20 protein-coding genes are annotated in these 24,725 nt (G+C 58.1%); 9 read left to right on the plus strand and 11 right to left on the minus strand.

Translation table 11 applies throughout. The annotated features are described in order from the left end of the window. Positions 1-153: 153 nt before the first annotated feature. From AC6I6H_RS20215 to AC6I6H_RS20230, 4 genes are all read right to left on the minus strand, one after another. On the minus strand, positions 154-1,029 hold the full coding sequence (locus AC6I6H_RS20215; RefSeq protein WP_497956074.1) for an amidohydrolase family protein: 876 nt from the start codon (positions 1,027-1,029) through the stop codon (positions 154-156). Positions 1,030-1,075: 46 nt separating this feature from the next. Further along, positions 1,076-4,198: a GNAT family N-acetyltransferase gene (locus AC6I6H_RS20220; RefSeq protein WP_497956076.1), complete on the minus strand. Its 3,123-nt coding sequence runs from the start codon at positions 4,196-4,198 to the stop codon at positions 1,076-1,078. A gap of 22 nt (positions 4,199-4,220) precedes the next feature. After that, complete coding sequence (locus AC6I6H_RS20225) at positions 4,221-5,216, minus strand: GNAT family N-acetyltransferase (protein WP_497956079.1); 996 nt, start codon at positions 5,214-5,216, stop codon at positions 4,221-4,223. Positions 5,217-5,283: 67 nt separating this feature from the next. Beyond that, on the minus strand, positions 5,284-6,543 hold the full coding sequence (locus tag AC6I6H_RS20230; RefSeq protein WP_497956080.1) for a winged helix-turn-helix domain-containing protein: 1,260 nt from the start codon (positions 6,541-6,543) through the stop codon (positions 5,284-5,286). Positions 6,544-6,715: 172 nt separating this feature from the next. Here AC6I6H_RS20230 and AC6I6H_RS20235 point away from each other — a divergent pair, with 172 nt between their 5' ends. From AC6I6H_RS20235 to AC6I6H_RS20250, 4 genes are all read left to right on the plus strand, one after another. Continuing rightward, positions 6,716-8,272 (plus strand): ABC-F family ATP-binding cassette domain-containing protein, encoded by a 1,557-nt coding sequence (locus tag AC6I6H_RS20235; protein ID WP_497956082.1) that lies wholly within the window; start codon positions 6,716-6,718, stop codon positions 8,270-8,272. Between the two features lie 242 nt (positions 8,273-8,514). Next, on the plus strand, positions 8,515-10,884 hold the full coding sequence (gene helD / locus AC6I6H_RS20240) for an RNA polymerase recycling motor HelD (protein WP_497956084.1): 2,370 nt from the start codon (positions 8,515-8,517) through the stop codon (positions 10,882-10,884). 168 nt (positions 10,885-11,052) lie between these two features. Then, a complete protein-coding gene (locus tag AC6I6H_RS20245) occupies positions 11,053-12,297 on the plus strand; it encodes a glycosyltransferase family 4 protein (RefSeq protein ID WP_497956087.1) in 1,245 nt (414 codons plus the stop codon). Continuing rightward, on the plus strand, positions 12,281-12,478 hold the full coding sequence (locus AC6I6H_RS20250; RefSeq protein WP_497956088.1) for a hypothetical protein: 198 nt from the start codon (positions 12,281-12,283) through the stop codon (positions 12,476-12,478). The genes AC6I6H_RS20245 and AC6I6H_RS20250 overlap by 17 nt, the downstream gene beginning before the upstream one ends. On the opposite strand, the gene AC6I6H_RS20255 is transcribed toward AC6I6H_RS20250, so the two are convergent. Further along, on the minus strand, positions 12,465-12,857 hold the full coding sequence (locus AC6I6H_RS20255; RefSeq protein WP_497956090.1) for a hypothetical protein: 393 nt from the start codon (positions 12,855-12,857) through the stop codon (positions 12,465-12,467). The two genes, AC6I6H_RS20250 and AC6I6H_RS20255, sit on opposite strands and share 14 nt — an antisense overlap. After that, entirely contained in the window at positions 12,854-13,216 is a 363-nt protein-coding gene (locus tag AC6I6H_RS20260; protein ID WP_497956098.1) for a hypothetical protein, read from the minus strand. The genes AC6I6H_RS20255 and AC6I6H_RS20260 overlap by 4 nt, the downstream gene beginning before the upstream one ends. A gap of 63 nt (positions 13,217-13,279) precedes the next feature. On the opposite strand from AC6I6H_RS20260, the gene AC6I6H_RS20265 reads away from it, so the two are divergent. After that, the gene (locus AC6I6H_RS20265; RefSeq protein WP_497956100.1) at positions 13,280-13,912 is read left to right on the plus strand and encodes a DUF1796 family putative cysteine peptidase; all 633 of its coding nucleotides are present in this window, start codon (positions 13,280-13,282) and stop codon (positions 13,910-13,912) included. Here the strand turns inward: AC6I6H_RS20265 and AC6I6H_RS20270 are convergent. The 3 genes from AC6I6H_RS20270 to AC6I6H_RS20280 form a co-directional block, all read right to left on the minus strand. Next, positions 13,909-14,847: an NAD-dependent epimerase/dehydratase family protein gene (locus tag AC6I6H_RS20270; RefSeq protein ID WP_497956102.1), complete on the minus strand. Its 939-nt coding sequence runs from the start codon at positions 14,845-14,847 to the stop codon at positions 13,909-13,911. The two genes, AC6I6H_RS20265 and AC6I6H_RS20270, sit on opposite strands and share 4 nt — an antisense overlap. 93 nt (positions 14,848-14,940) lie before the next feature. Then, positions 14,941-15,432 carry a C40 family peptidase gene (locus AC6I6H_RS20275; RefSeq protein ID WP_497956104.1) on the minus strand — a complete coding sequence of 164 codons (492 nt, stop codon included), beginning with the start codon at positions 15,430-15,432 and terminating at the stop codon, positions 14,941-14,943. Positions 15,433-15,671: 239 nt separating this feature from the next. Then, a complete protein-coding gene (locus tag AC6I6H_RS20280; protein ID WP_497956106.1) occupies positions 15,672-17,597 on the minus strand; it encodes an LTA synthase family protein in 1,926 nt (641 codons plus the stop codon). 245 nt (positions 17,598-17,842) lie between these two features. On the opposite strand from AC6I6H_RS20280, the gene AC6I6H_RS20285 reads away from it, so the two are divergent. Then, the gene (locus tag AC6I6H_RS20285; RefSeq protein WP_497956108.1) at positions 17,843-18,589 is read left to right on the plus strand and encodes a C39 family peptidase; all 747 of its coding nucleotides are present in this window, start codon (positions 17,843-17,845) and stop codon (positions 18,587-18,589) included. Between the two features lie 125 nt (positions 18,590-18,714). Here AC6I6H_RS20285 and AC6I6H_RS20290 read toward each other — a convergent pair whose 3' ends face one another. Further along, positions 18,715-20,175, minus strand: coding sequence for an NAD(P)/FAD-dependent oxidoreductase (locus AC6I6H_RS20290; protein WP_497956110.1), 1,461 nt, complete (start codon positions 20,173-20,175; stop codon positions 18,715-18,717). 368 nt (positions 20,176-20,543) lie between these two features. Between AC6I6H_RS20290 and AC6I6H_RS20295 the strand changes: the two genes are divergently transcribed. Further along, positions 20,544-20,852, plus strand: coding sequence for an MTH1187 family thiamine-binding protein (locus AC6I6H_RS20295; RefSeq protein WP_497956111.1), 309 nt, complete (start codon positions 20,544-20,546; stop codon positions 20,850-20,852). Between the two features lie 105 nt (positions 20,853-20,957). Here AC6I6H_RS20295 and AC6I6H_RS20300 read toward each other — a convergent pair whose 3' ends face one another. Further along, complete coding sequence (locus tag AC6I6H_RS20300; RefSeq protein ID WP_497956113.1) at positions 20,958-22,598, minus strand: formate--tetrahydrofolate ligase; 1,641 nt, start codon at positions 22,596-22,598, stop codon at positions 20,958-20,960. A gap of 225 nt (positions 22,599-22,823) precedes the next feature. Between AC6I6H_RS20300 and AC6I6H_RS20305 the strand changes: the two genes are divergently transcribed. Continuing rightward, on the plus strand, positions 22,824-23,093 hold the full coding sequence (locus tag AC6I6H_RS20305) for an ACT domain-containing protein (protein ID WP_497956114.1): 270 nt from the start codon (positions 22,824-22,826) through the stop codon (positions 23,091-23,093). Between the two features lie 57 nt (positions 23,094-23,150). Further along, positions 23,151-24,506 (plus strand): PFL family protein, encoded by a 1,356-nt coding sequence (locus AC6I6H_RS20310; protein WP_497956115.1) that lies wholly within the window; start codon positions 23,151-23,153, stop codon positions 24,504-24,506. The last annotated feature ends 219 nt before the right edge of the window (positions 24,507-24,725 follow it).

The following is a 24,725-nucleotide window of genomic DNA, read 5'->3' on the forward strand; positions in this document are numbered from 1 at the left end:
CAAAAAATCCACCCTGAAAATAACGCAACTTTATTTTCATTTTCTACCCTGAAGACAACGCAGCTTCATAGTCTGTGGTGCCTACCAGGGCATGGGTGGCTAACGGCTCTTCTGAAACGCTGTCTCTCCCGGCCAATGAAGGAACGACTTTTTTTACTTGGCCGCGTTTAACCGCTCCGCCACACGGGGAAACAGCTCAAGCGCATTCCGGTAAAACACTTGGTCATGGAACTTTTCGGGGATCAGGCGGCGCACAAACTCCAGGTACAGCCCGATCGGGGCCAGCGGCCAGTCCGTCCCAAACAGCATCTTGTCGTAGCGGTCGGCATAAACAAGCGCCCTTCGAAAGTGATCCATAAACAAAGGCTCGTTCATGAAACGCTCAAAATGAGGGCCGTCACCGACCACCAGTCCGGAGAGATCCGCATAAACGTTCGGGTTTTTGGCCACCACCTCCGCTGCGTCCATTACCCAGGGATCGCCCAGGTGGCAGAGCATAAAGTTTACGCCGCGCTGCTGAAACGCCAGCTCGTCGACGGTGAGCGGATGGGAGTATTTCAGAAGCCCGTTCATGGAATACGTATCGCCCGTGTGTATGACCACCGGCACCCGGTATTGCCGGGCCAGCTCATAAACCGGTCCGTATATCGGATCGTGCACGTAATAGTGGTAATAACCGGCGTAGAGCTTGATCCCGGCCACTTCCCTGGCGCGCAGCCGCGCCTCAATCCGATCCAGCTGCGCTGTCTTTCCTGCCGCGAGCTGAAGCGGATTGATGCCGACGCATTCCATCAGGAAGCCGGGAAGCTCCGGCTCCAGATCAAGCCCCATCGGGCTCGGCGACGCGCTGTCGGGAAAAGCGCCGGGCGTCTGCTCGGTGACGCCCATTCCGACGCCGAGCACCACGTCGTGCTCGGCGAATTCGCGGCGGAGCCCTTCGCCGGAATAATCGACCCGCGACAAATCCAGGGCGGTGCGCCGAAAGCTTTCAATGTTGGAAAAATGAACGTGTATGTCAATAACCGGCAAAGCCAGCGCCTCCTCTCTTTTGAAAAGGGTATCGCGGTTTGTGGCGTTACTCGTGCGCGCCCTGATCCGTCGGGAACGTCAGGCGGGTAAGCGGCTCCAGCTCGTTCCATTCATACTGAAGCGGGCTGAAGAGGAAGAATGCGGGTTTCGTCCGCACGGTCCAATTGTCGGCCAAATTCATGGTCCGCATTACCCCGAAAATGGTCAGCTTGTTGTTTGTGTAAGCCTCCGAGGTGGTATCCGCCGGATCGTAAACCAGCTGCAGATCGGTCTTTGCTCCTTCCGCGCCAAAGCGCACCAAGCCGCGGGCAGACAGCTCCGCTTCCGAATCGCCGATGCCGTACCGGTTTCCGCCGGGCAGTTCCATCCAGCCGGCCGGGCCTGACGTACGCGGAACCATAAAATGCGTTTCCTCCAGCTTGAACTCGGGCAGCGCCGAAGGGCCGCCGTTTCTCACTTCCGTAAAGGCCGCCAAAACGGGCACGCCGGGAAGCGTCACATAATATTGATCGACTTCCAGTCCGCGGAAAACATCGTGCTGGGTGATGGCCGTGCGCAGCCGGATGCCGCTCCAGGTATTCCCCAAACCGTCCTTGAGGGAAGCGAATGCTGCGGTCCGGGGCTCCAGATAAAGGCTGTAGCCGGACATCCCCTGAATGCCGATGCCGAGGCCTCCGTGCCACGGGTTCCACCAGGAGCGCGGACCGGGCGTCGGGAACGAGGAATGCAGCCATTCAAAGCCTTCATGGCGCAAGGAATGGACAACGCCGCCAAATCCGGCGGCCGCCTCGAACCGAAGCACACCGTTGTCGGCAACCAGCGTTTCGCCTGCTGGCCCGTCGGTTGTCGTTAAAGCGACGCTTCCGGACGAAACGGCGAACAGCGCGGTTTTTCTCACCCGGCGCAGGATCGTTCCCTCCTGGACGAACACCGCCCGTTCGGCGGCCCCTTCGGGCAGCGCGGCGAATGTGTAGCGTGCAGTCCGGCTTTCGGCGGTTTTTTCCGCCGGTTGTCCCTTCTGTCCGCTTCCTTCCAATTCGGCGTCCAGCTTGCCCGAAAGCGGAAGCTGTCTCCACTCTTTGGCTTCCGCTTCAAAAGACGCAGCCGAGGCGACAAACGGATTTCCTTCGTTCACGGTAAACGCCAGGCTGTCGCTGAGCGCAGGGCTTTGCCCGGTCCGTTTCCCCGTCGCAAATGCGCGGAAGTCCTTCCAGTCGGCAAAGGTTCCCGCGGCGAACGAGACCGGATTGGTCAAGAGACTTTCGCCGGGCGCAAGCCCGCCGGCCGGATGCTCGACGCCGAAGCCGCGCTCAACGGCCACGGGATGCTGCGACGGATGCCAGCAGACGCCGCAGGAAAAGCGGTCTCCCCGGCTGAACAGCCAGTTTTCGCTCAGCTGCGCAAAATCCCAGTTGACCGGTTGGGCGGCATCCGGCTCCTCCAATCCGAAGAAATGGCCTTCGTACGGATAAACGGGCCGGTTGAAGGGGAAATAAAACCCGTCCATCAGCATCAGTTGGTCACTCGTCGGCTTGTTTCCGCCGTTATGCAGCCGGAAACGGTGCTCCGCCAGCCCGTTCGCATCCAAGCGAACAATGGAAGTAAGGGTTAGGTCCGGGTGCTCGGACGGACGGTAGTCGGCTTCCAGCACCTGCGCCGGTCCGTCCGCGAACACACGTACCTGCTCGGGCTTTTTCTGGGCGAGCTCCAGGGAATAAGGTTTGCCTAGCCGCGGGAACGGCCAGAACGCTCCCGTCCCTTGAGAAGCATAATCAAGGAAAAGGTTGTTGGTCCGTTTCTCCAGCACCACGGCATACATTCCGTTCACGGCCACCCACCGGTCCGGCAGCTCTCCGCCGCCTGCGCCGTGCGGTGCGGAGAACGCCCACCCGATCCGGCGGCTGAACGTCACTTCCCCGCCTTTTTCGGGAACGGCTTTGACCATCGCATCAAACGCCACGACGCCGGCCTGCTTCAATTGATAAGGCAGCGCGACGGAGGTTTTGGCGCGGGGCTCCAGCGACACGGAGACCCGGCGCTCCGCAAACGCTGCGCAGCCGTCCGCCGGGAGCTCGAAGGAAAACGAGGCCTTTTCGGAATAAAAGTTCTCAACGTTCAGATACAAACGGCCCTCTTCGCCCGGATAACTCTCTTTCCGCACGCCGGTGAGCGAAAGCGAGGCGGGAAATTTCGGCGCGATCCCGGTCCGCAGCTCCGCTTTCCGTCCGTTTAGGGTCCATTCCGTAATGACGGCCGGATGCGTTTTCCAATCGTTTTGCTCCTCCGGCACCGGGTCGACGGTGAACTCGCCTTCCACCACCGCTTCGCCAACCACCTCCAGCTTGCGCTGCAAGGCAAAACGGATGTTCTTGTCGCCCTTTCCCGCAATTTCGACCGAGAGCGGATTTCCCGATTTGTTGGTGATGATGTATCGGACCGGATAGGTTCCTCCGAACACCAGATCATGCCCTTCGATTTCCGTCCGGACTGCATAATCGGGCGTCTCCAGCGCATGAATGCCCCGGCCCGTTTTCTCGAAGGAGACGCTCAAGGAACGGCCGTTCTTCTCCCAGGTATAATCAAAGCATTGAAAGCCGTTTCCGGCTTCGCGTCCGTCCGGCCGGATTTCGATCAGCCGGGTGCTGTCATCATACCAGTCAAGCTCGCTCATGTAAGGTTCAAGCGCTTCGGTCCGCAGCACGGACGGGATAAAGTTCATCAGGTGAACCGAATCGTCCTTCTTTTCCCAGAAAAAGCCGCATTTTTTGTAGAGCGGCACGGCTTTGGTGTTTCCCGCCCAGGTGAAGAGATCGAGCCGCGGCCATTTCATTTCAATCGTGGTTTGCAGCGCGCGGAGAACAAGCGCTTTGCCAACCTTTCGGCCGTGATAATCCGGCCGCACGTTCAGAAGCGGAATGTAGAGCGCCCCTTCGTCAAAACGGTATTGCGAAAAGCTGCAAAAGCCGACGGCTTCTTCTCCGTCCATGGCAAGGAACGCCTTGAGGTTGCCGGAGCTTTCCAGCTCCTCCGCTACGCTTTGCTCCGTCCGGTGCTGGCTGTCCCCTCCCCAGCTTTCGCCGCTCAGGTTCCACATGTCCGCCAGCGCCTTAGCGTACTGCCGATCGTATTCAACGATTCGAATGCGGTCCCCGGATGGTATGGTGTTCACGGTGATCTCCTCCCTTTTACGGTCATTGACTTATTTCCTGCTCGTAATAATCGTTGGCGCCCGTTTCCCGGAAGCCGCACGAATGGTACAGCCCGAGCGCCTTCTCGTTCTCGCAGGCCACCTCCAGCGCAAAGCTTTTCTGGCCTTCGGCCCGCATTAGACCGACCGCTTCCTGCAAAACGGCTCGTCCGAACCCGCGTCCCCGCCAATCGGGCAGGATGGAAAAAGCAAAATAGTGCGCGTTCCCGTTTACGGCTTGGATATTGATCTTGCCGATGGGCCGGCCGCCCGCTATCTGTCCGTATTCCCCGGCCGCATAGGCGACGTAAGCCCGGTCCTCCGGATAATTTTGCAGCGTGAGGTCCACATAAGAGGCTGCCGTTTCTGCCGGGTCGCCGAATCCCTCGGCGTCCAGCTCGATCAAAAGCTCCCGGTCGGCTTGACCGGCTTCGCGCAGAACAACGGCCGGCGCGCCGCCAGCGGCCGCCGCCTTCGCTTCGGACAAGGCGGCGTCTTCCCGCCAGACCATCGCGTACTCCGAATACGCGTAGCGGAGCCCGCCAGCCTGCAGATAAGCTTTGCCCGTCGGAGAGTCCGCAGGGCAAACGAAGACCAGCTTGCGGACGTCCCGCTTCGCGGCTTCGGTCCGGGCCGCTTCATGCAGCGCGCTGAAAATGCCGCGCCGGCGGAAGCCGGGATGCACCATGCCGCCCACTTCCGATTCCGCAGGCTGAAACGTATACAGGCCCAGAAATCCGATCATGCGTCCATCCTCGATCCAGATGAAATCATGGCAGCCGCCGGCAGGCCGCTTGCGCAGCATTTCCCGGTTCAATTTCAGCTTGATGCCGTCGTGCCGCTCGCACAGCGCCGCAAGCGTGTCCAGCTCTTTCAGCAGCTCCGGACCGAGGCCGGCCAAGGCATGCAGGCCGTTCGCCAGCGGCAAAAGCGGCCCCCCGTTATCCGTTCCTTCGGTTATATTGGTGCTGCCGGTCCTATCGTTTTTCGGTTCCGTCAAAAAGAGTCCTCCCGTTTCCCGTGCCGGACGGCGGTCAGGCGCAGGTTTGTTCATCCTTGCCTTAACCTTAGCTTGGAAGCGGAACGGCGGCAAGGGCGAGTTTGTTTATAGGCATCCGGTCCGCCGCTTCGGCCGAGACGCCGACAGACTCCGCGCCGAGATAGCGCAGCCAGCTTTCCAGAGCCGCCGATACTTCGCGAAGCACTGCTTCTCCGGCCGGTTCGCCCGGCTCCCACCACCAGTTCCGAATAAGCGGCATGCCCGTCTTCTTGTCCCTTCCCGGCTCGAACCGGGCGACAAAGCGGTCGCCGTACAAAACGGGAAGCACGTAATACCCGTAGGCCCGTTCGGCGGCCGGCTTGTAAACCTCCCAGCGGTAATCGAAGCCGAACAGCTCAAGCAGCAGACGCCGGTCCCAGAGCAGGTTGTCAAGCGGAGCCATAACGGCCGCCCGGTGCTCTTCCGCCTCGCGGGGCGGTTCCGTCAGCACGCGCTCCAGCGCGGGCAGGTCGGACTCCCTCATATAGAGCTGCGCCGAAGCGCCTTCGACGCTTACGGCAAGAAGCTCGCCGCGCTCTGCAAGGCGGGCGAAGGCGCGCGTGCGCTCCGGGCTTTTCATGCCGTAGCCCGCTCCGGCCATGCCGAGCCAGGTGTCCCCGGAGCGGTTCCAGGCCAACCCGATGCCGCCGACCCGGCGCAGCACGCGCCAATCGAAATAATCTTCGTCTTCCGGATGCGGGTCCGGCGCGTCGGCCAGCCCGGCGGGAAGATGTTTCCGGGCAAAGTCGTAATACTTGCGCGTCCGCTTCTTATGATGAATGATCAGCTCGCCCCAGAAATACATGCTTTCCAAAGCGGCCCGCGACAGCCGGGTGGGCGCCCAGGACCAGTTCACCTTCTCGTTCAGCGCGAGGTCGGCGGAGGACAATGGGCCGCGCGCGTTCAATTGAGCGCGCACCTCCTCCAGCACTGCGGCGGCCGGCTTGTCTGGCTCGCCCAGATACCGGTGCGCCTCGCGGAAGCGGCGGAACGCCGGCCAGTCCGCCGTCAGGCAGATGGACATGTTCTTGTCCCAGCAGTCAAACAGCAGCCGGTCCTCGTACAGCAGCTCATTCAGCATGCCGGGCTTGAAGCCGTCGATCCGCGCCTGCAGCACCAGCTCCTGATTGTAGCCGGCGATGTTCAGGGGATCGAATTGGATGCAGCCCGTTTTCGATAGGTACGCCAAGATACCCGTTTTGCCTTCCGCCGAACGAGGCGGCCACAAGCCTTGGTAGGCGAGCAGATAACAGCGGGCCTCGTCTTTGCGAAGCGATAAATTTTTCAAGGGGGCACCTCTTTTGGCCGAAATGGGATTCCGTTCTTTTCCAGTATAGCGAACGTATGTTCAGCGGGTCAATGCGGAAAAGGCCTTCGGGACAAAAGACGCGGTTGAGTTTCGGCGGGAAATCGGACTATAATCATAAAGATGCGAGATTAATCAGCAAAGGTTGGCGAATATGAGCATTTTAACGGTAAAAAACATCAGCCACGGGTTCGGAGACCGGGCGATTTTTAACGACGTTTCGTTTCGTCTGCTCAAAGGCGAGCATATCGGCCTGATCGGGGCGAACGGAGAAGGCAAGTCTACGTTCATGAACATCATTACCGGGAAGCTGGAGCCCGATTCGGGCAAGGTGGAGTGGTCGCGCAACGTGCGCGTCGGCTATCTGGACCAGCATGCCGTTTTGCAGAAAGGCCAAACCATCCGCGAAGCGCTGAGAACCGCTTTCGGCTATTTGTTCGCCATGGAGGCCAAAATGAATGATCTCTACGCCGGCATGGGCGACGCATCGCCGGACGAGCTGGAGAAAATGCTGGAGGAGGTCGGCACGATTCAGGACACCCTGACGGCGAACGACTTTTACACCATCGACGCCAAAGTCGAGGAAGTCGCGCGCGGTCTCGGCCTGGACGACATCGGGCTGGAGCGGGACGTGCACGATCTGAGCGGCGGCCAGCGGACCAAGATTTTGCTTGCCAAGCTCCTTCTGGAGAAGCCGGATATTTTGCTGCTGGACGAACCGACGAACTACCTGGACGAGCAGCACATCGAATGGCTGAAGCGTTATTTGCAGGACTACGAAAACGCGTTTGTTCTCATTTCACACGATATTCCGTTCCTGAACAGCGTCATCAACCTGATCTATCACATGGAAAATCAGGAGCTGACCCGCTACGTCGGCGATTACAACACCTTCCTGCAGCAGCACGAGGCGAAAAAAATGCAGCTGGAAGCCGCCTTCAAGCGCCAGCAGCAGGAAATTTCCGACCTGAAGGATTTTGTAGCCCGCAACAAAGCGCGCGTGTCCACGCGCAACATGGCAATGTCCCGGCAGAAGAAGCTGGACAGCATGGACATCATCGAGCTCGCCAAAGAAAAGCCGAAGCCGGTGTTCCAGTTTAAAGAAGCCCGCGCTTCCGCCCGTTTTGTATTTCAAACGAGGGACCTCGTAATCGGGTACGGCGAGCCCCTCTCCCGCCCGCTGAACCTGACCATGGAGCGCGGACAAAAGCTTGCGCTGGTCGGCGCGAACGGCATCGGCAAAACGACGCTTCTGCGCAGCATCCTCGGCGAAATAAAACCGCTGTCGGGCTCCGTGGAACGCGGCGATTATCTGGAAATCGGCTATTTTGAACAGGAAATCAAAACGGCCAACGGCAAAACCTGCATCGAGGAAATCTGGAACGAGTTCCCTTCCTTCACACAGTTCGAGGTCCGGGCGGCGCTGGCCAAATGCGGGCTGACCACCAAGCACATTGAAAGCCGCATCGAAGTGCTGAGCGGCGGCGAGAAAGCCAAGGTCCGCCTGTGCAAGCTGATCAACCGGGAAACCAACCTCCTGGTGCTGGACGAACCGACCAACCACCTGGATGTAGACGCCAAGGAAGAGCTGAAACGCGCCTTGAAAGAGTACAAGGGCAGCGTGCTTCTGATCAGCCACGAACCGGAATTCTACAACGACGTCGTCACCGATGTCTGGAACTGCGAATCGTGGACCACCAAGATCGTGTAAACCTGCTTCGTAGAACCGCGCTGCGTGCGCGGTTTTTTTCTGTTTTCTTTTCCTTCGGCAAGCAATAAAAAAAGCCGGCGCATCGGCCGGCTTGCGGTTATTGAATTTAAAAACGGAAAATGGTAAACTATAGACATTGTCAAAATAATTATAATTCACAAGTGCAGTATTGTTCTATTTTATTATAGCTATATCCCTTGGATTTGTCAAGTGGTTTTTTACACGCAAAGGAGTGTACCGGTGTGCAGGATGAAACCATGGATTTGCAAAAGGAACAGCAGCGGGTTGATCGGATCCGTAGCCTGCTGCGCAAGGAGATCGAACGGCTGGAGCCGGAGGTCAGCGAGCTTCGCGGGCAGGTTGTGGAGATCAAAACTCATTTCTGGGACGACGTGACCGTCAATTTAAGCAATGCCGACGACGTCATTGAAACTTATGCCAGCCTGCGCCAGCAGGCGGAGGTGCTGACCGAGCGGGAAGTGAGCCACCGCTACCGGGAAAACCGGTTAACCGGATTAAAGCGTCTCTTCCCCTCCCCCTATTTCGGCCGGATCGATTTCCGTGAGAACGGCTCCGGCGAATCGGAACCGTTTTATTTGGGCGTTTCGTCTTTTCTGGACGAAGAAACCGGCACCTTCTACGTTTACGACTGGCGGACGCCCGTGGCCAGCCTCTATTATGATTATCCCCCCGGACCGGCAAGCTATGAGACGCCGGGCGGCAAAATCGAAGGAACGCTCGATATCAAGCGCCAGTACGTGATCCGGGACGGTGCTCTTGAGTCCATGTTCGATACCGGCGTCACCATCGGCGACGAGCTTCTGCAGCAGGCGCTCGGACGCGGCGCCGATGCCCGGATGCGCAGCATTGTGGCGACCATTCAGAAGGAGCAGAACCGGATTATCCGCAACCTTGCCAGCCGGCTCCTGGTCGTCCAGGGGGCGGCTGGCAGCGGAAAAACCTCGGCGGCGCTGCAGCGTGTCGCCTACTTGCTGTACCGGTACCGCGGCTTTCTCAAGGCCGACCAGATCGTCCTGTTTTCGCCCAATCCGATGTTTAACAGCTACGTCGCTTCCGTCCTCCCCGAGCTTGGGGAGGAAAACATGCAGCAGACCACTTTTCAGGAATACCTGGAGCATATGCTGGGCCGGCAGTTTGATCTGGAAAGCCCGTTCGATCAAATCGAGTACATTTTGACCGGCGAAGGATCGGAAGGCTACGAAGCCCGTGTCTCCGGCATCCGCTACAAGGCCTCGGAAGCCTTCCTTAATGTTATCCTGCGGTACAAACAGTATCTGGAGAAGGACGGCATGCTGTTTCGCAGCGTTTCTTTCCGCGGACGGCCTCTTGTATCCGCGGAACGCATCCGGGAGCATTTTTACTCGTACGACCCTTCCATCCGGCTTGCAAACCGCATGGAGCTGACAAAAGAATGGCTGCTTGGCGAGCTGAAGCTTCTGGAGCAGGAGGAACGGACGGCCGACTGGGTGACGGACGAACTGGATTACCTGGACAAGGAGCAGTATCAAAAAGCATACGTCCGGTTCCGCAAAAGCCGCGCGGATCGTGAGCCCGGCTTTGACGACGCCGACCAGGAGGAAACGATTCTTCGCGCGATGATTGTTCAGGAGCACTTCAAGCCGCTTCGCGCCCGGATAAAAAAGCTGCGCTTCGCGAATCTGCGCGGCCTGTACCGCCGTTTGTTCACGGACGCGTCCTTGACCCGAAAGCTTGCCGAGCCTGATTCGTCTTCCCTTCCGGCGGACTGGGACCGGATCGGGACGGTGACGATTGAAGCGCTGGATCGGAAGAAGCTGCTGCACGAGGACGCCACCCCCTTCCTCCTGCTGAAGGAGCTTGTGGAAGGCTTCCAGACCAACACCCAGGTGCGCCAGGTGCTGCTGGACGAGGCGCAGGATTACTCGCCGTTTCAATTTGAATTTCTCAAACGCCTGTTCCCGAGGGCGAGGATGACGGTGCTCGGCGACTTCAATCAGGCGATTTTCGCCCATTCGACTTCCCTGACGGAAGACCGGACGCTCGGAAGCTTGTATGGAGAGGATCAGACGGAGCGGATTGTCCTGACGCAAAGCTACCGGTCCACCCGCGAAATTGTCGAATTTACGCGCGGCATGCTGGCGGGCGGAGACCGGATCATCCCCTTCAACCGGCCCGGCGGCAAGCCCGCCGTCATCCAGTGCGCGGACGAGGCCGCGAGAAACCGGACGGTGGCCGACGATCTGGAACGCCTCCGGGAGGAAGGCTTTGAAACGGTCGCCGTCCTGACGAAAACTGCGGAGGAAGCCCGCAGAGCCTATGAAGCCCTCCTTCCGCTTGTCCAAAGCAGCGGCGGCTCCATGGGCTTGATCCGCAAGGATACGCCTTCCTTTGAAAAAGGAGCCGTCGTTATCCCCTCCTATCTTGCCAAAGGGGTCGAGTTCGACGCCGTGCTGATCTACGACGCCTCTGCGGGGGTTTACCGGCGGGACAGCGAACGCAAGCTGTTCTATACGGCATGCACCCGCGCCATGCACCGGCTGCGGCTGTATGCGTCCGGTCTGCTGACGCCTTTTGTAACGGAGCTGGACGCCACTCTCTATACAACGGAATAGTAACGCTCCCGGCCGGCCGCTTCTGCGGCCGGCTTTTTTGCTGTCCTTTTCGGGGGATTCGCGGAAAATGGGGAAGCGACTACAGGCGTTCGTCGCTTCTCTCCCGACCTTTTCCCATATTCTGTATCAAGCTTTCATCCGGGCATATCCATAAACGAGGTGTTGACTGTGAAGGTTTTGTTGGCCTGTTACTGGCCGCTTCCTCATCTTGGAGGCGTTTGGCCTTATATGATGCAGCTGAAAACCCGCCTGGAAAAGCTCGGCCACACCGTCGACCTTTTCGGAAACGGTCCCGACCTTCCCAAATATTACATGGTCGGCCAAAACCGGGAGGTGCCCAAGGACAAAATTCTTCCTCTGCTGAAAAGCAAGCTGACGGAAGGAACGGCGCCCGAGCTGCATATGGATTCCTGGGTTTTTCATGTCGAAACGGACCGGTACTGCATGGAGCTGTCGGCGGCCTCCTTCGGCGTCAAGGAGTATGACGTTATTCACGCGCAGGATGTGATCTCTTCCCTTGCCCTTAGCCGGGTAAAAGCGCCCGGAACGGGGCTTGTCACCAGCGTCCACGGATCGCTGGCACGGGAGGTTATGCTTTCCCTGCAAAAGACGGACACGCATTTCCGCTCGACGCCATTATGGCGGTATTATTGGGCGCTGGAGCATTACGGGGCCACTGTCAGCGACCTGACCATTACCTCCACCTACTGGCTGAGAAAGCTGCTTTCCGAAGAGTATGCGGTTCCCGACGCCCAGTTCTGCACGTTTCCGTACGGTCTGGATACGGAACGGTTTTTCTCCGTCATGGCGCGAGGGACCGACATGCGTGCGCCAAAAGGCAAAAAAGTGATACTCTGTCCTTCCCGCCTCGTTCGGGTCAAGGGGCTCGATTACCTCATTGAAGCGCTTGCTCTGCTGAAGCAGCGACGGACCGATTGGGTCTGCTGGATTGCGGGCGACGGCGACATCCGGACGGAGCTGGAGACGCTGGTGCAAAACCGGGCGCTTGCGGACGACGTCCGTTTTCTCGGCAACCGGAACGATGTGCCGGCCCTGCTCGCCCGGGCGGATATTTTCGTCCATCCGAGCGTACAGGACAATCAGCCGTTTTCCGTCATGGAGGCGCAAATGGCCGGACTCCCCAGCGTTGTTTCAGATGCCGGCGGATTGCCGGAAGCGGTTCGCCACGGCTCTACGGGCCTGGTTTCGGCGGTCGGAGATGTCCACAGCATGAGCAGCCATCTGGAGTTTTTGCTTGCCAACGATCCAATGCGGCGCCTTTTCGGCCAAAACGCAAAAAAAACAGCGCCCGGCCATTGGTCGCTGGATACGATGGTGGAACGGATGCTTCACTGCTACCGGCATGCCATTGAAAAAGGAAGGGAGAGAGTGCAGCGTGAAGCCGTCCTTTAACGTGCCTTCCGATCTCTACAACCGTCTTTTCCGGACGGAGGTCGGCAGCCCCGAGCTTTGGGTGGATTACCGGCTTTGGAACGCCATTGTCGACGGCTTGCCCGAAGACTATTCCATTCCCGACGTTCGAATTCTGCAAGGGCTGCGTACCAATCCTCCAGGCGCTTTTAAATCCCGTTAACCGCGTACGAAAATACAACCGGCCCGACGATCCTCGCCGCGGACTCTTCCGAACGGGCCGCCAGGATAAACAAGCGCGGCTCTCCCGTATGGCAAGGTTCTGCGTATTCCAGCACGGTCGTCGTGCGGACATAGCAGCTTCCTTCCGTTTCGGCGAGGCAGATTCCCGGGCGGTTGTCGCAAACCAGCAGAAGATCAAGATGACCGATGTCTCCCGGATGCGTGTTCTCCCACTCCACGGAAGCCCGAAGCCGAAGCGTATCGCCGGGCAGCCCGGCCGGAACGGAAAGCGACGTCAGCAAAAACGATTCCGTCTCGGCCATAAGCGGCAGGGCATGCGTTCCCGGGGCAATGCGGTTCTCCCCTCGGTGCCGGATCATGCGTTCGCCTCCTCGGGGTCCACATTCAAGTGCTCATTGGTCAAAAGCTCGATTAGACGCCCTTCGCGATAAAGCCGGACCAGGAAGACGGCGTTCCCCCGCGTATCCCGGTTGGTGACGAGCGTCAGTTTAAAAGGAAGCTCTCCGGTCGGCAAGGACGGCAGAATCATCGTCCGGGGAAGCAAAGGCCCCGGCGTGATCCGGTGCAGCCCTTCATAAGCTTGCGCCTCCAAAACAAAGCCCTGCGTCAAAACATCGAAATCCGTCCGCCCGGCATTGAGCGCTTCCACGGATACGGACTGGACCGCCTTAAAATCGTACGGTCCCCCGGCTACTGCCTCAAGCCGGTAAATGGTCATGCTCCATCACCCCGCAAACTGGCTTTCTCTTCATCTTATGTGAGCCCAAAAGGAGGGATACCTATGAATTTAAGCGGGATTCAAGGCGAATATGACGCCATCGTGAGCCTCGGCATGAACTGCATGCCCTCCATACAACTGGAGAAAAACGGGCTGAGGAATGCGTCCGGCGTGTTTGACTGGTTTGTTACGGAAGACTTTTCGACAGTAACGAACCTGATCGGCCAAGGAGGGGCCGGCATGATGGAGGAGCACAACCTGGCCGTTACGGGCTCCTCCGGCGCCAACTGGATGGTTCTGGACCGGGGCACCGGCATTCTCTCCGTTCATGATTTTTCGGTAAACCGGAACCCTGGGGAACATCTGGTTACGTACCCGGAGTTCCGGGAAAAGCTGGCCCGCCGAACCCGGCGCTTTTACCATCAGCTGAGCGCTCCCGGCGGCAGAACGCTTTTCGTCCGCCTGCAGGGCAGCTACGAACAGGCGACAGCGCTGGATGCCTGCCTGTCGCAGCTGGTCGCCGGGCACTACCGCATCTTGCTGGTTAACGGCTCTTCCGTCCCGTGCCTGTTTGACTGTGCCTGGCCGGACGAACGGATTTGCGCCGTCGAAATGCCGGCCGAGGACATTTGGTACAACCGCTGCGACGCCCATTGGACGCAGTTGTTGGCCGGTATCCGGCTGGCGGGGGCTTAACCTTGGCTTTCTCCTTCGGTTTCGGGAAACCAATGCCGGTACGTTTCCCGCAGCCCGTCTTTCAGCTCCCATTCGGGCCGCCACAGAAGCGCTTTGCGCGTCTCGGCGTTATCCAGACAGCTGTGCCGGATGTCGCCCTCCCGGGCGGGCTTGTGAATGACAAGCGGATTCTGCTCCGAAACCGCAGCCAACTCCTTCAGAAGCTCCAGAATCGAGGTCGGCGTGCCGGTGCTGGCATGAAACGTTCCGCAGGTTTGCGTCCGCGCCGCCGCCAGATTGGCGGCCGCGATATCCTTCACGTAGATGAAATCGCGTGTCTGCCCTCCGTCGCCATGCACCGCAAGCGGCTTCCTTTGCTTCATGTTGTCCAGAAAAACGGAAACGACCCCGCCTTCCCCTTTTGGGGTTTGGCCGGGGCCGTATACGTTTCCGTAACGAAGAATCAGATAAGGGATGTTAAAAAAGGCATGATACATCCGGATGTAATGCTCGGCGGCCAGCTTGGACAAGCCGTAAAACGAAACGGGAGAAGCGGGATCGCCGGGTTGAATCCGCTCGCAGTCCGGCAGGCCGTATACGGCGGAAGTCGACGCAAACACCAGCTTTCCTTTTCCCGCTTTGCGCAGCGCTTCAAGCACGCAAACGGTGCCGGCTGCGTTGACGGCGAAGTCGTCCTGCGGATTCGCGATCGAGCGCTGCACATCCGCTTGCGCCGCCAGATGGAAAATCACATCCGGCTTCCGCTCCGCAATCCGTTCCCCCGCTTCGCTTGTCCTCAGATCCGCCAACACAAATTCCGCTTCGTCGGGAACATTTTCGCGTTTCCCGGTGCTCAAGTTATCCAGCACCGTTGTTCGATAGCCATTCTCAAGCAGCACTCTCGTTAAGTGGGAGCCGATGAAACCCGCTCCTCCGGTGACCAGAGCCGTGCCCATGCCCGTTTCTCCCCTTCCCTCGCGTTCTGGCCGTCTAGCCAGTTCAAGCCATTGTACGCGGGCGGCGAAGCGGCGGGCACTGAAATGGGCGGATTACTTGATGACGCGGGTTCCTTGCATGAACCGCTTGTTCCAGCTTCCTTTGGTCAGGTCGCTGATAACTACGTCGTTCGCAGGATTCAGGTTGTGAATGAATTTGCCGCTGCCAATGTAGATCCCTACATGGCCAATGCGGTTGTTTTTGGTGCTCTTAAACATTACCAGGTCGCCAACCTTCAAGTTGGAAATAGACGTGATTTTAGTGCCGTACTTCGTTTGAATGTTGGCGCCCCAGCCGATTTTATAGCCGGCTTTCTTGAAGACAAATTGGGTAAACGAAGAGCAGTCGAACGTCAGGTTGCTTGTGTTGCGTGCGCCGTATACGTATTGGACCTTGCCCATGTACGACTTGGCAATGCTGACGACTTTCTGTCGGTCCGCCGAAACGGAAGCGGCTTGCGCCGAGGGGGCCGTGATTGCTCCGGCAGCTCCGAAGGTGATCATAGCGGCCATGACGGCGGTACCGATTTTTTGCATTTTGTTCATTTATTTTCTCCCCTTTCGGTTTCTGGCCTCAGGTTATCAGGATTGTCCCGCGAAAAAAACCGGGAAATCCTGCCACAGAGAAGCCCGTGTGCGGGGCACACGGGCTAAATCCAGGCGGCGTAAGGGGTTTCAAGCTGGGCGGATGGCCCATGGGAATTCTAACCGGGTGTTTCAAAACTCCTTTTTCGGGGTGGTGAAAACCGGATTTTTCCTTTCCCGGGGCGACTATACCCACCGGATTACTTCCGTTTCGGAAGCTGCTTCACGTAAGTATCTGACAATCTCATCCATTCCAGCACGTATTCGTAGTCTTTCTCGTAGGCCAAAAAATCGGAAACCGGCTCGTGCGTTTTAAGGGAGTATGCCGTCCCGTCGGAAAACCCTTTGCCGGGAATAAACAAAATCTCGTCGTTAAAGAACGAACCGGTCGGCAAATAATAGCGCATTCCCACGACGTTGTGCTCCACGTTGATCAGGTCGTGCCCGAAGTGGACGAAGCTTTCCGGCTTTTCCTCCACGCCCAGCAGGTTTTTAACGGTCGGCAGAATGTCCACTTGGCCCCCGGCCTTCTCGATGACGCGTCCTTCGGTTCCCGGCGCGTGTATGATCAGCGGAATGTTAAAGCGCGAAATTTTTCCGTCGTAGGAAATGCCAAGACGCTCCGAAACCTCTTCCGGATCGTTCTTGTCGGCCTGAAGCCCGGCATGGTCTCCGTAGAGGACCAGGACGGTATTTTCCCAGATTCCCTGCTGCTTGAGGCCCTCAATCAGCTTTCCGAGCGCATAGTCGGTATAACGCAGCGATTGGAGATAGTGGCCCAGCTCGGTGTCCGCCCAATCGGAGGGCAGCTCCAGCATTTTCTTGTCATCCGGGATGACGAACGGGTGATGGCTCGAAGTCGTCACAAACTGGGCGTAAAACGGCTTGCCCGACCCGGCCGCTTTGGCGATCTTCTCCAGCCCTACCCGGTACAGCTCTTCATCGGATGCGCCCAGGCTGTTGAAATGGTCGTTTTTGAACGATGGTTTATCGTAGTATTTGTCGAAGCCAAGCGCCGGATACATCTTGTCGCGGTCCCAAAACGAGACGTTGTTCGGATGCAGCGTCATCGTCGCATAGCCTTTTTCCTCCAACAGCCTCGGCAGCGACGGCAGCGCCCGGTCGGAATAGCCTTTGGACATGGCGATCGCGGCGGTCGGATAAATGGAAGTATTGGACATAAACTCGGCGTCGGAGGTATTGCCTTGACCGATTTGCTGGAACACGTTCGGGAAATAGAAGCCTTCCTTGGACAAGGAATTCAGAACCGGCGTCACCTCTTGTCCGCCGACGGAGAGACCGATAACAAAGTTCTGTGTAGCCTCCAGCTGCACCATGATCAGGTTTTTGCCGGCCTGGGAGCCAAACAGCTCGGGAGCCGCCCCGTCAACCGGGATTTGCTGCCCGTCCGGCGTCCCCGCCAGCAGCGCCTCCAGCTCCGCCATGCGCTCCGGGTAATCTCCGGTTCCCACGAGTGTCTCCACGTTGCGTTCTTTATAAGAGTTCCACAATACGGACGCCTGGTAATTCGGGAATCCGAGCATTTCGGCGCGAACCAGCTCATTGGGCGTCGCAGCCGAGCTGCGGACCGTAAAGATGCCCGTGGCGAGCGATACAAGCAGGAGGACCGCCATGGCTACCCGGGGCAGCCGGAGGTCGGCAGGCTTGGCAGGGGCGTAGGAAAACTGCAGCGCATTCCGCTTGCGGAAGCGGGAGATGCCTTTACCGGCAAGCCAAAGCAGAAATACGGCGAGATCCAGAAAGTAGAGCAGCTCCATCGGTGTCACCAATGACTTCACGGAGCTTTGCACTTCCGGCAGCTGGTTGATTTCAAACAGCGTCGTATAGGTGGCCACGGACCCGAAGTAACGGAAGTAAACGGTCGCGGCAAGCAGAGTTATGGTGGCGACGGTCCAGAACCCGGCATACAGCAGCAGCTTGATTTTCCGTCCGGGCAGAAGCTCGATCAGACTGGTGATCAAAAGGACGCTTAACAGGTCCACCAGAATATGAAGCGGAGCGATTTGATGAAAAACAATAAACCGGAACAGCTGCATCTTGGCAAGAACAAGAACCGTCAGCAGAAAAAACGGGCTCCGTCCTATCCGGCTCAGATTGGCGGGCATTGAACATTTCCCCTTTGGTCTTAATAAAATCTTTACAGATAACTATCATTGTAGCAAAAGACGTCGAAATGTGCCTACCTTTTTCCTGTGTTATCGGGTAAGATGAATTTAAACAAGAAACGAGGGCTGCTTCCATGTCTTTCAAAAAGGCGCTGATGCTATCCATCCTTTTGGGATTGGCTATTGGGGCTGCCGTAATTATACGGGACAAGCTCGACCCCCGGTCCTCGGGCGGGTTTTTAGCCGTGTTCGCATCCAGAAACCTTTCCGCCGTAGAGGAACAATACGGCGATTCCAATAATTATCAGTCCCCCCGCCTCGACAACCTGAACGAGCCCGAACCGCCAGCCGGAACGGATGCCGGGGAGCAGGCGGGCAAGCCGATCAAACCGGTGCTGAAGCTGAACGCGGCTCCGCTCATGCAGTATCCCGAGTTGTTCAACGGCTGCGAAGTCACGAGCCTTGCCATGCTGCTTAAATACGCGGGCGTCGAAGACATCGACAAACTGCGTCTGGCCGATATGATCGAAAAGGACCCGGCTCCGCTCGTGGAAGGTCCGGGCGGGACAATCAAATCCTGGGGCAACCCCCACAAAGGGTTCGTCGGGGACATTACCGGAACCCAAAAAGGCTATGGCGTCTATCACGAGCCGATTGCCCGGCTGGTCGACCGCTTCCTGCCCGGACAAGCGTACGACATGACCGGGAAACCGTTCGAGCAGATTTTGCAGCACCTGAACGAAGGCAAGCCCGTGGTGCTGTGGGTCACCAATAATTTTGCCCCGACTTCAAGCGGATGGATCACCTGGCAAAGCGAAGACGGGCCGGTTAAGGGGACGCTCAAGGAGCACGCCGTACTGCTTGTCGGGTACGACAAGGATTCGCTTTACGTGAACGATCCCTTGGACGGCGCCAAAGCCAAAAAGGTCGACCGGAATAATTTTGTGGAATCCTGGAAGCAAATGGGCAGCCAAGCGGTTACCTACCGTTGACCTCTCCCCGTCCGATAAACCACAGCAAAGCAAAAAGCCACGCGCCTGTGAACTGCACCCCACTTGTTAACAAATGGGTGCAGTTGACAAAGGCAGCGTGGCTTTTTGTTGTTGGGAAGGCATCGTTAGCCGGCCGGCTCGGCGATTTTGCGGTTCGGGGCTGCGGCCAGCACGCTCTGCGCCATCCAGACGCCGGCGGCGCCGGCCTGGGCCAGTCCCCGTGTAATGCCGGCCCCGTCTCCGCCGCAATAGAGCCCGCGAATTTCGGTTTCCAGCGTTTCCGACAGCTTCGGACGCGCAGAGTAGAACTTCGCTTCGACGCCGTAAAACAGCGTGTGCTCCGATGCAATGCCGGGCGTTACGCGGTCCAGCGCGTCCATCATTTCAACGAGACTCCGCATCGTATTATAGGGAAGCACCAGGCCGAGGTCGCCAGGCACCGCTTCATGGAGCGTCGGCTCCAGAAAGCCTTCCTTGATCCGGCTCGCCGTCGATCGGCGCCCTTTCAGGATATCGCCGTATTTCTGTACAATGACGCCGCCGTTCGACAGATCGTTCGCCCGTTTGCAGATTTCCCGGGCGTATTCGTTCGGCTTGTCAAACGGCTCTGTAAAGGTATGCGATACAAGGAGCGCAAAGTTGGTGTTGCCCGAGCCGAGCGCGGGGTCTTTGTAGGCATGTCCGTTTGCAGCCATGACGCCCGAGTGGTTTTCCACGACCACATGCCCCGACGGATTGCTGCAGAAGGTCCGCACCCGGGTCCCGACCGACGTGTTGTAAATAAATTTTCCTTCATATAAATGTTCATTAATTTCGCGCATCACAACATCGGACGTTTCCACCCGCACGCCGACGTCCACCTGGTTGTTGTACATCTTCAGCCGGCGCTTTTTGAGAAGCTGGGTCAGCCAGGCGCTTCCATCCCGGCCGGGCGCGATAATGACGGCATCCGCGGCGATGGTTTCGCCGTTCTTCAGCACAACCCCGCGCACGGAATGCCCGTCTCCGTCTTTTTCCGTCACGATGTCTTCCACTTCGGTTTTGAAGCGCATGTCGATTTTTTGCTCCAGGTAAGCAAAGATGGATTTCAAAATCAGCAAATTTTCTTCGGTTCCCAAATGCCGGACATTGGCGCGAAGCAGCTTCAGGCCGGCGGCGTATGCTTTCTGTTCAATCATCCGCACCTGCTCCGTCGTCGGATCGGTCAGCGTCGGGGTCGCCCCGTGCTCAAGATTTATTTGGTCCACGTAAGTAATAAGCTCCCGGACCTTGGCGGGGGGCAAATAATCGGTCAGCCAGCCGCCGAACTCAGTCGTAATGTTAAATTTGCCGTCGCTGTACGCCCCGGCTCCCCCGAATCCGCTTGTGATGGAGCAGGCGGGCAAGCAGCCGGCAAAATCCTTCTTTCCGGCCGGGGGCGGACAGAATTGAATTTTTTCCTGTAAAATCGGGCAGTTCCGGCGATGGATATCATGGCCTTTATCAATCAGCAGCACCTTGGCCGCCGGAGCTTTCAATGTCATTTCATAGCAGGCGAAAATACCGGCGGGGCCGGCTCCCACGACAATCAGATCGTAACGGTTCATCGTTCTTCCCTCATCCCGTTTGGATAACGCGCCGTCCGACGCCGCGCCATCCGGATTTTGTTGGCGGAAGACCGTCGCACGTTCCAGACAGGCGCGAAAAATCCCAGCCCGGGTAGCTTGCTCCCCGCCCGGCTGGGATGATCATCGGTTCTTCCTTATTCACTATAAGCGAACAAAATAAAGGTGTCAACAGTTAATGTTCGTCTTTTTTTGTCCGAACCCGTCAAAAAGGAGAAAAACCAATCTTTTCATTTGTATTTTTGAGCGTTCTCGTTCCTGTGTTTGGTTGCAGCGGACTCTCCCGATTGTAAGGTGCAGCCTGGAGTTTTATAATGGGGATATGGAAATTAAAGGAGGCCTTTTACGGAATGGCAATTTTGGAAGTGACCATTATCCCCATCGGCACTGCTAGCCCGAGCGTCAGCAGCTACGTGGCTGATGTTCATCGGGTATTGGAGGAGGCGGCGGAACCCGTCCGCTTTCAGTTGACTCCGATGGGCACCATTATTGAAGGCGACCTGGACGACCTGCTGGCCATCGTCCGCCGGATGCACGAAGTGCCGTTCCGAAACGGCGCCCAGCGCGTCTCCACCTCGATCAAAATCGACGACCGCCGGGACAAGCCGACCAGCATGGAGGGCAAGGTGCAGTCCGTCCGGGAAAAGCTGAAGCATTGACCGGCCATGAACGGTTCTGCCGAAACGAAAAAAGCACGCCTGTCGCGCCGGAAGGCGCGGGCGTGCTTTTTTTTGCGGATCGTACTTTCATTCAAAGAGGGAAAATCAGAACTCGGCGGTCCCGGCGTGGATGCGCGCCGTAAATTCCGCGCCCAGCTGCTCCGCGGAAGGAACGCGCGGTAGACCCGGCATCGTCATGACATTGCCGGTCAGGGCGACGACAAAGCCGGCGCCGGCCGACAGCCGGATTTCCCGGACGTTGACGGTAAAGCCTTCCGGCCGCCCCAGCAGCTTCGGGTTGTCGGACAGCGAATACTGCGTCTTCGCCATGCAGACCGGAAGGTCGCCGCAGCCGGTCTCCATGATCCGGCGGATCGCCTTCTCGGCTGCAGGAGCAAACACCACCGATACGCCGCCGTAAATCTCCCGGACGATTTTGGCAATCTTCTCCTTCAGCGGCAGCTCCGTTTCGTACAAATAGCGGAACTCCTCTCCCCCGGCCTCCGCCAGCAAAACAAGCTTGCGCGCCAGCTCGGCCGCGCCCGCCCCGCCCTTCTCCCAGGCGAGGGACACTTCCGCGTCCGCACCGGCTTCCGCGCAGAGACGCTTGATCTCCGCCAGCTCCGCGTCGGTATCCGTCGGGAACCGGTTGACGGCGACCAGCACCGGCACGCCGAATTTGCGCACGTTTTCGATGTGCTTGCGCAGGTTGTCAAAGCCTTTTCGCAGCGCGTCCATGTTCTCACCGGCCAGCTCGTTCTTCGCGGCTCCGCCGTTGTACTTCAACGCCTTGGCCGTCGCCACGATCACAGCGGCAGAAGGCTTGATGCCGGCGGCGCGGCATTTGATATCGAAAAATTTCTCGGCGCCCAGATCCGCGCCGAAGCCCGCTTCCGTCACCACATAGTCCGCCAGCTTGAGGGCGAGCCGGGTGCCCATGACGGAGCTGCAGCCGTGAGCAATGTTGGCGAAGGGCCCGCCATGCACGAAAACCGGCGCGCCTTCATTGGTTTGCACCAGGTTGGGCTTGACGGCGTCCTTGAGCAGCAGGGCCATCGCCCCGTCCGCTTTCAGATCGCCTGCGGTCACCGGCTTCTCCTGCGCCGTGTAACCGACGACAATCCGGGCGAGCCGCTGCCGGAGGTCTTCCAGATTTTCACACAGGCACAGGATGGCCATAATCTCGGATGCGACGGTGATGACAAACCCGTCCTCGCGCACCTGGCCGTTGCCTTCGCCAAGGCCGATCACAATATTCCGAAGAGCCCGGTCGTTCATGTCCACGGCACGCTTCCAGACGATGCGGGCAGGATCGAGGGCAAGCTCGTTTCCGAAGTTCAGATGGTTGTCGATCATCGCCGCGAGCAGGTTGTTGGCGGCCGTGATGGCGTGCATGTCGCCGGTAAAATGCAGGTTAATGTCCTCCGAAGGGACAACCTGGGACATGCCGCTTCCCGTCGCGCCGCCTTTGATCCCCATGCAGGGACCAAGGGACGGCTCCCGCAGCGCACCCGCGGCGTTCTTGCCGATATGGGCAAGCGCCTGCACGAGTCCGATGGTGGTCAGCGTTTTGCCTTCCCCGGCGGGCGTCGGGTTCATGGCCGTGACCAGAATCAGCTTGCCGTCGGGCTTGTTCTTGACACGTTCCCAAACATTCGGCGACACCTTCGCTTTATGCTTGCCGTACAGCTCCAGATCGTCTTCTTCGATCCCGAGTCTTGCGGCCACTTCCTTGATCGGTTTCATTCGTTCAACTGACCCCTATACCGGTAGATTTTGACTTTCTTCTCTCTTTTATACCTTATCTTCCCCGGCGCGACAACAACAATTCTGCGGCTTTTTCCGGACTTTAAGAAAGTGATCAAGGTGAGAACAAAGCTTTTGTTGAAGCTTCTGTCGCCTTTTGCCATAATAAGTGAAACGGTTCGCAAGCGGGGCCATACGCGCCAGGAGAAAAGGGAGGCTGTTTTCGTGAAAGGAATTATTACGGTATTGGGCAAGGACAAGGTAGGCATCATCGCCAGGGTATGCACTTATTTGGCCGAACATAACGTCAACATTCTGGACATCTCGCAGACCATTGTACAGGAATATTTTAATATGATGATGATCGTCGACATCAGCGATCCGACAAAATCCTTTGAGTCGCTGGTTGAAGACCTGCAGGGCGTCGGCGAAGAAATCGGCGTGGAGATCAAGCTGCAGCACGAAGACATTTTCAATATCATGCACCGCATTTAACGCGGGGGATGCGCGCAGGCGCGGCCCTATAAACAAAGAATCGGAGTGGATAACATGATTTCCCTCGTGGAAGTGCAGGAAACCAACAAGATGATCCGCGAAATGAACCTGGATGTGCGCACCATTACCATGGGGATCAGCCTGATGGACTGCGCGCATTCGGACATGCGGGTTTTTACGCAGAATGTGTACGACAAGATTACCAAAACCGCCGAAAAACTGGTGAAAACCGGCGAAGATCTGGAAAAGCAGTTCGGCGTTCCGATCGTCAACAAACGGATATCCGTCACCCCGATTTCGATCGCGGCGGGCGGCGTTCAGACCGATACCTACGTGCCGGTTGCGGAAATCCTCGACAAAGCGGCGAAAGAAGTCGGCGTCAACTTCATCGGCGGCTTCTCGGCGCTGGTGCATAAAGGGTTTACCAAAGGCGACCGCATCCTCATCGAGAGCATCCCCGAAGCGCTGGCCGTGACCGAGCGGGTATGCTCCTCCGTAAACGTCGGCTCCTCGCGCAGCGGCATCAACATGGACGCGGTCAAATGGATGGGCGAGATCATCCGTCTGACCGCCGAGAAAACCGCCGACCGCGACTCGATCGGCTGTGCAAAGCTTGTCGTATTCTGCAACGCGGTGGAAGACAATCCGTTCATGGCCGGCGCTTTCCACGGGGTAGGCGAACGGGAGGCGGTCATTAACGTCGGCGTCAGCGGGCCGGGCGTGGTCAAGCGGGCGCTGGAGGAAGTCAAAGGCCAGGATTTCGAAACGCTTTGCGAAACCATCAAGCGCACCGCGTTCAAGGTAACCCGGGTCGGCCAGTTGGTCGCCCAGGAAGCCTCCAAGCGGCTTGGGGTTCCGTTCGGCATCATCGACCTCTCCCTCGCTCCCACGCCGGAGATTGGCGATTCCATCGCCGAAATTTTTCAGGTGATGGGCCTTGAGGAAGCCGGCGCGCCCGGCACGACGGCGGCGCTGGCGATTCTGAACGACAACGTCAAAAAAGGCGGCGTCATGGCCTCTTCTTACGTCGGCGGGTTGAGCGGAGCTTTTATTCCGGTCAGCGAAGACCACGGCATGATCCAGGCGGTCCAGCGCGGCGCGCTGACGCTGGAGAAGCTGGAAGCGATGACGTGCGTCTGCTCCGTCGGCCTGGACATGATCGCCATCCCCGGCAGCACGCCGAAGGAAACCCTCTCCGGCATCATCGCCGACGAGGCGGCGATCGGCATGGTGAACAACAAAACCACCGCCGTCCGCATCATCCCGGTGATCGGGAAGGAAGTCGGCGAAATGGTCGAGTTCGGCGGGCTGCTCGGCTATGCGCCGGTCATGGCGGTCAACTCTTTTAGCTGCGGGGGCTTCATCGCGCGCGGCGGCCGGATCCCCGCCCCGATTCACAGCTTCAAAAACTGAGTCCGGGCGGACGACGAAAATACAGTCATACGAAAAGGATGACCAGACCGGCAAACGAGCCGGTTTGCGGGTCATCCTTTTTTGATTAAGCTACCCTGAAAATAACGCAACCCCATAGTCAGTGGTCCCCGCCAGGCATGGGTGGCTAACGGTTGCCACAGCGCTTATTCGCCAAAAAAACCCCTGTTTCCTTTTCTAACGGTTGTGGGAGAGCTTATT

The sequence above is a fragment of the Gorillibacterium sp. sgz306347 genome, assembly GCF_059735245.1.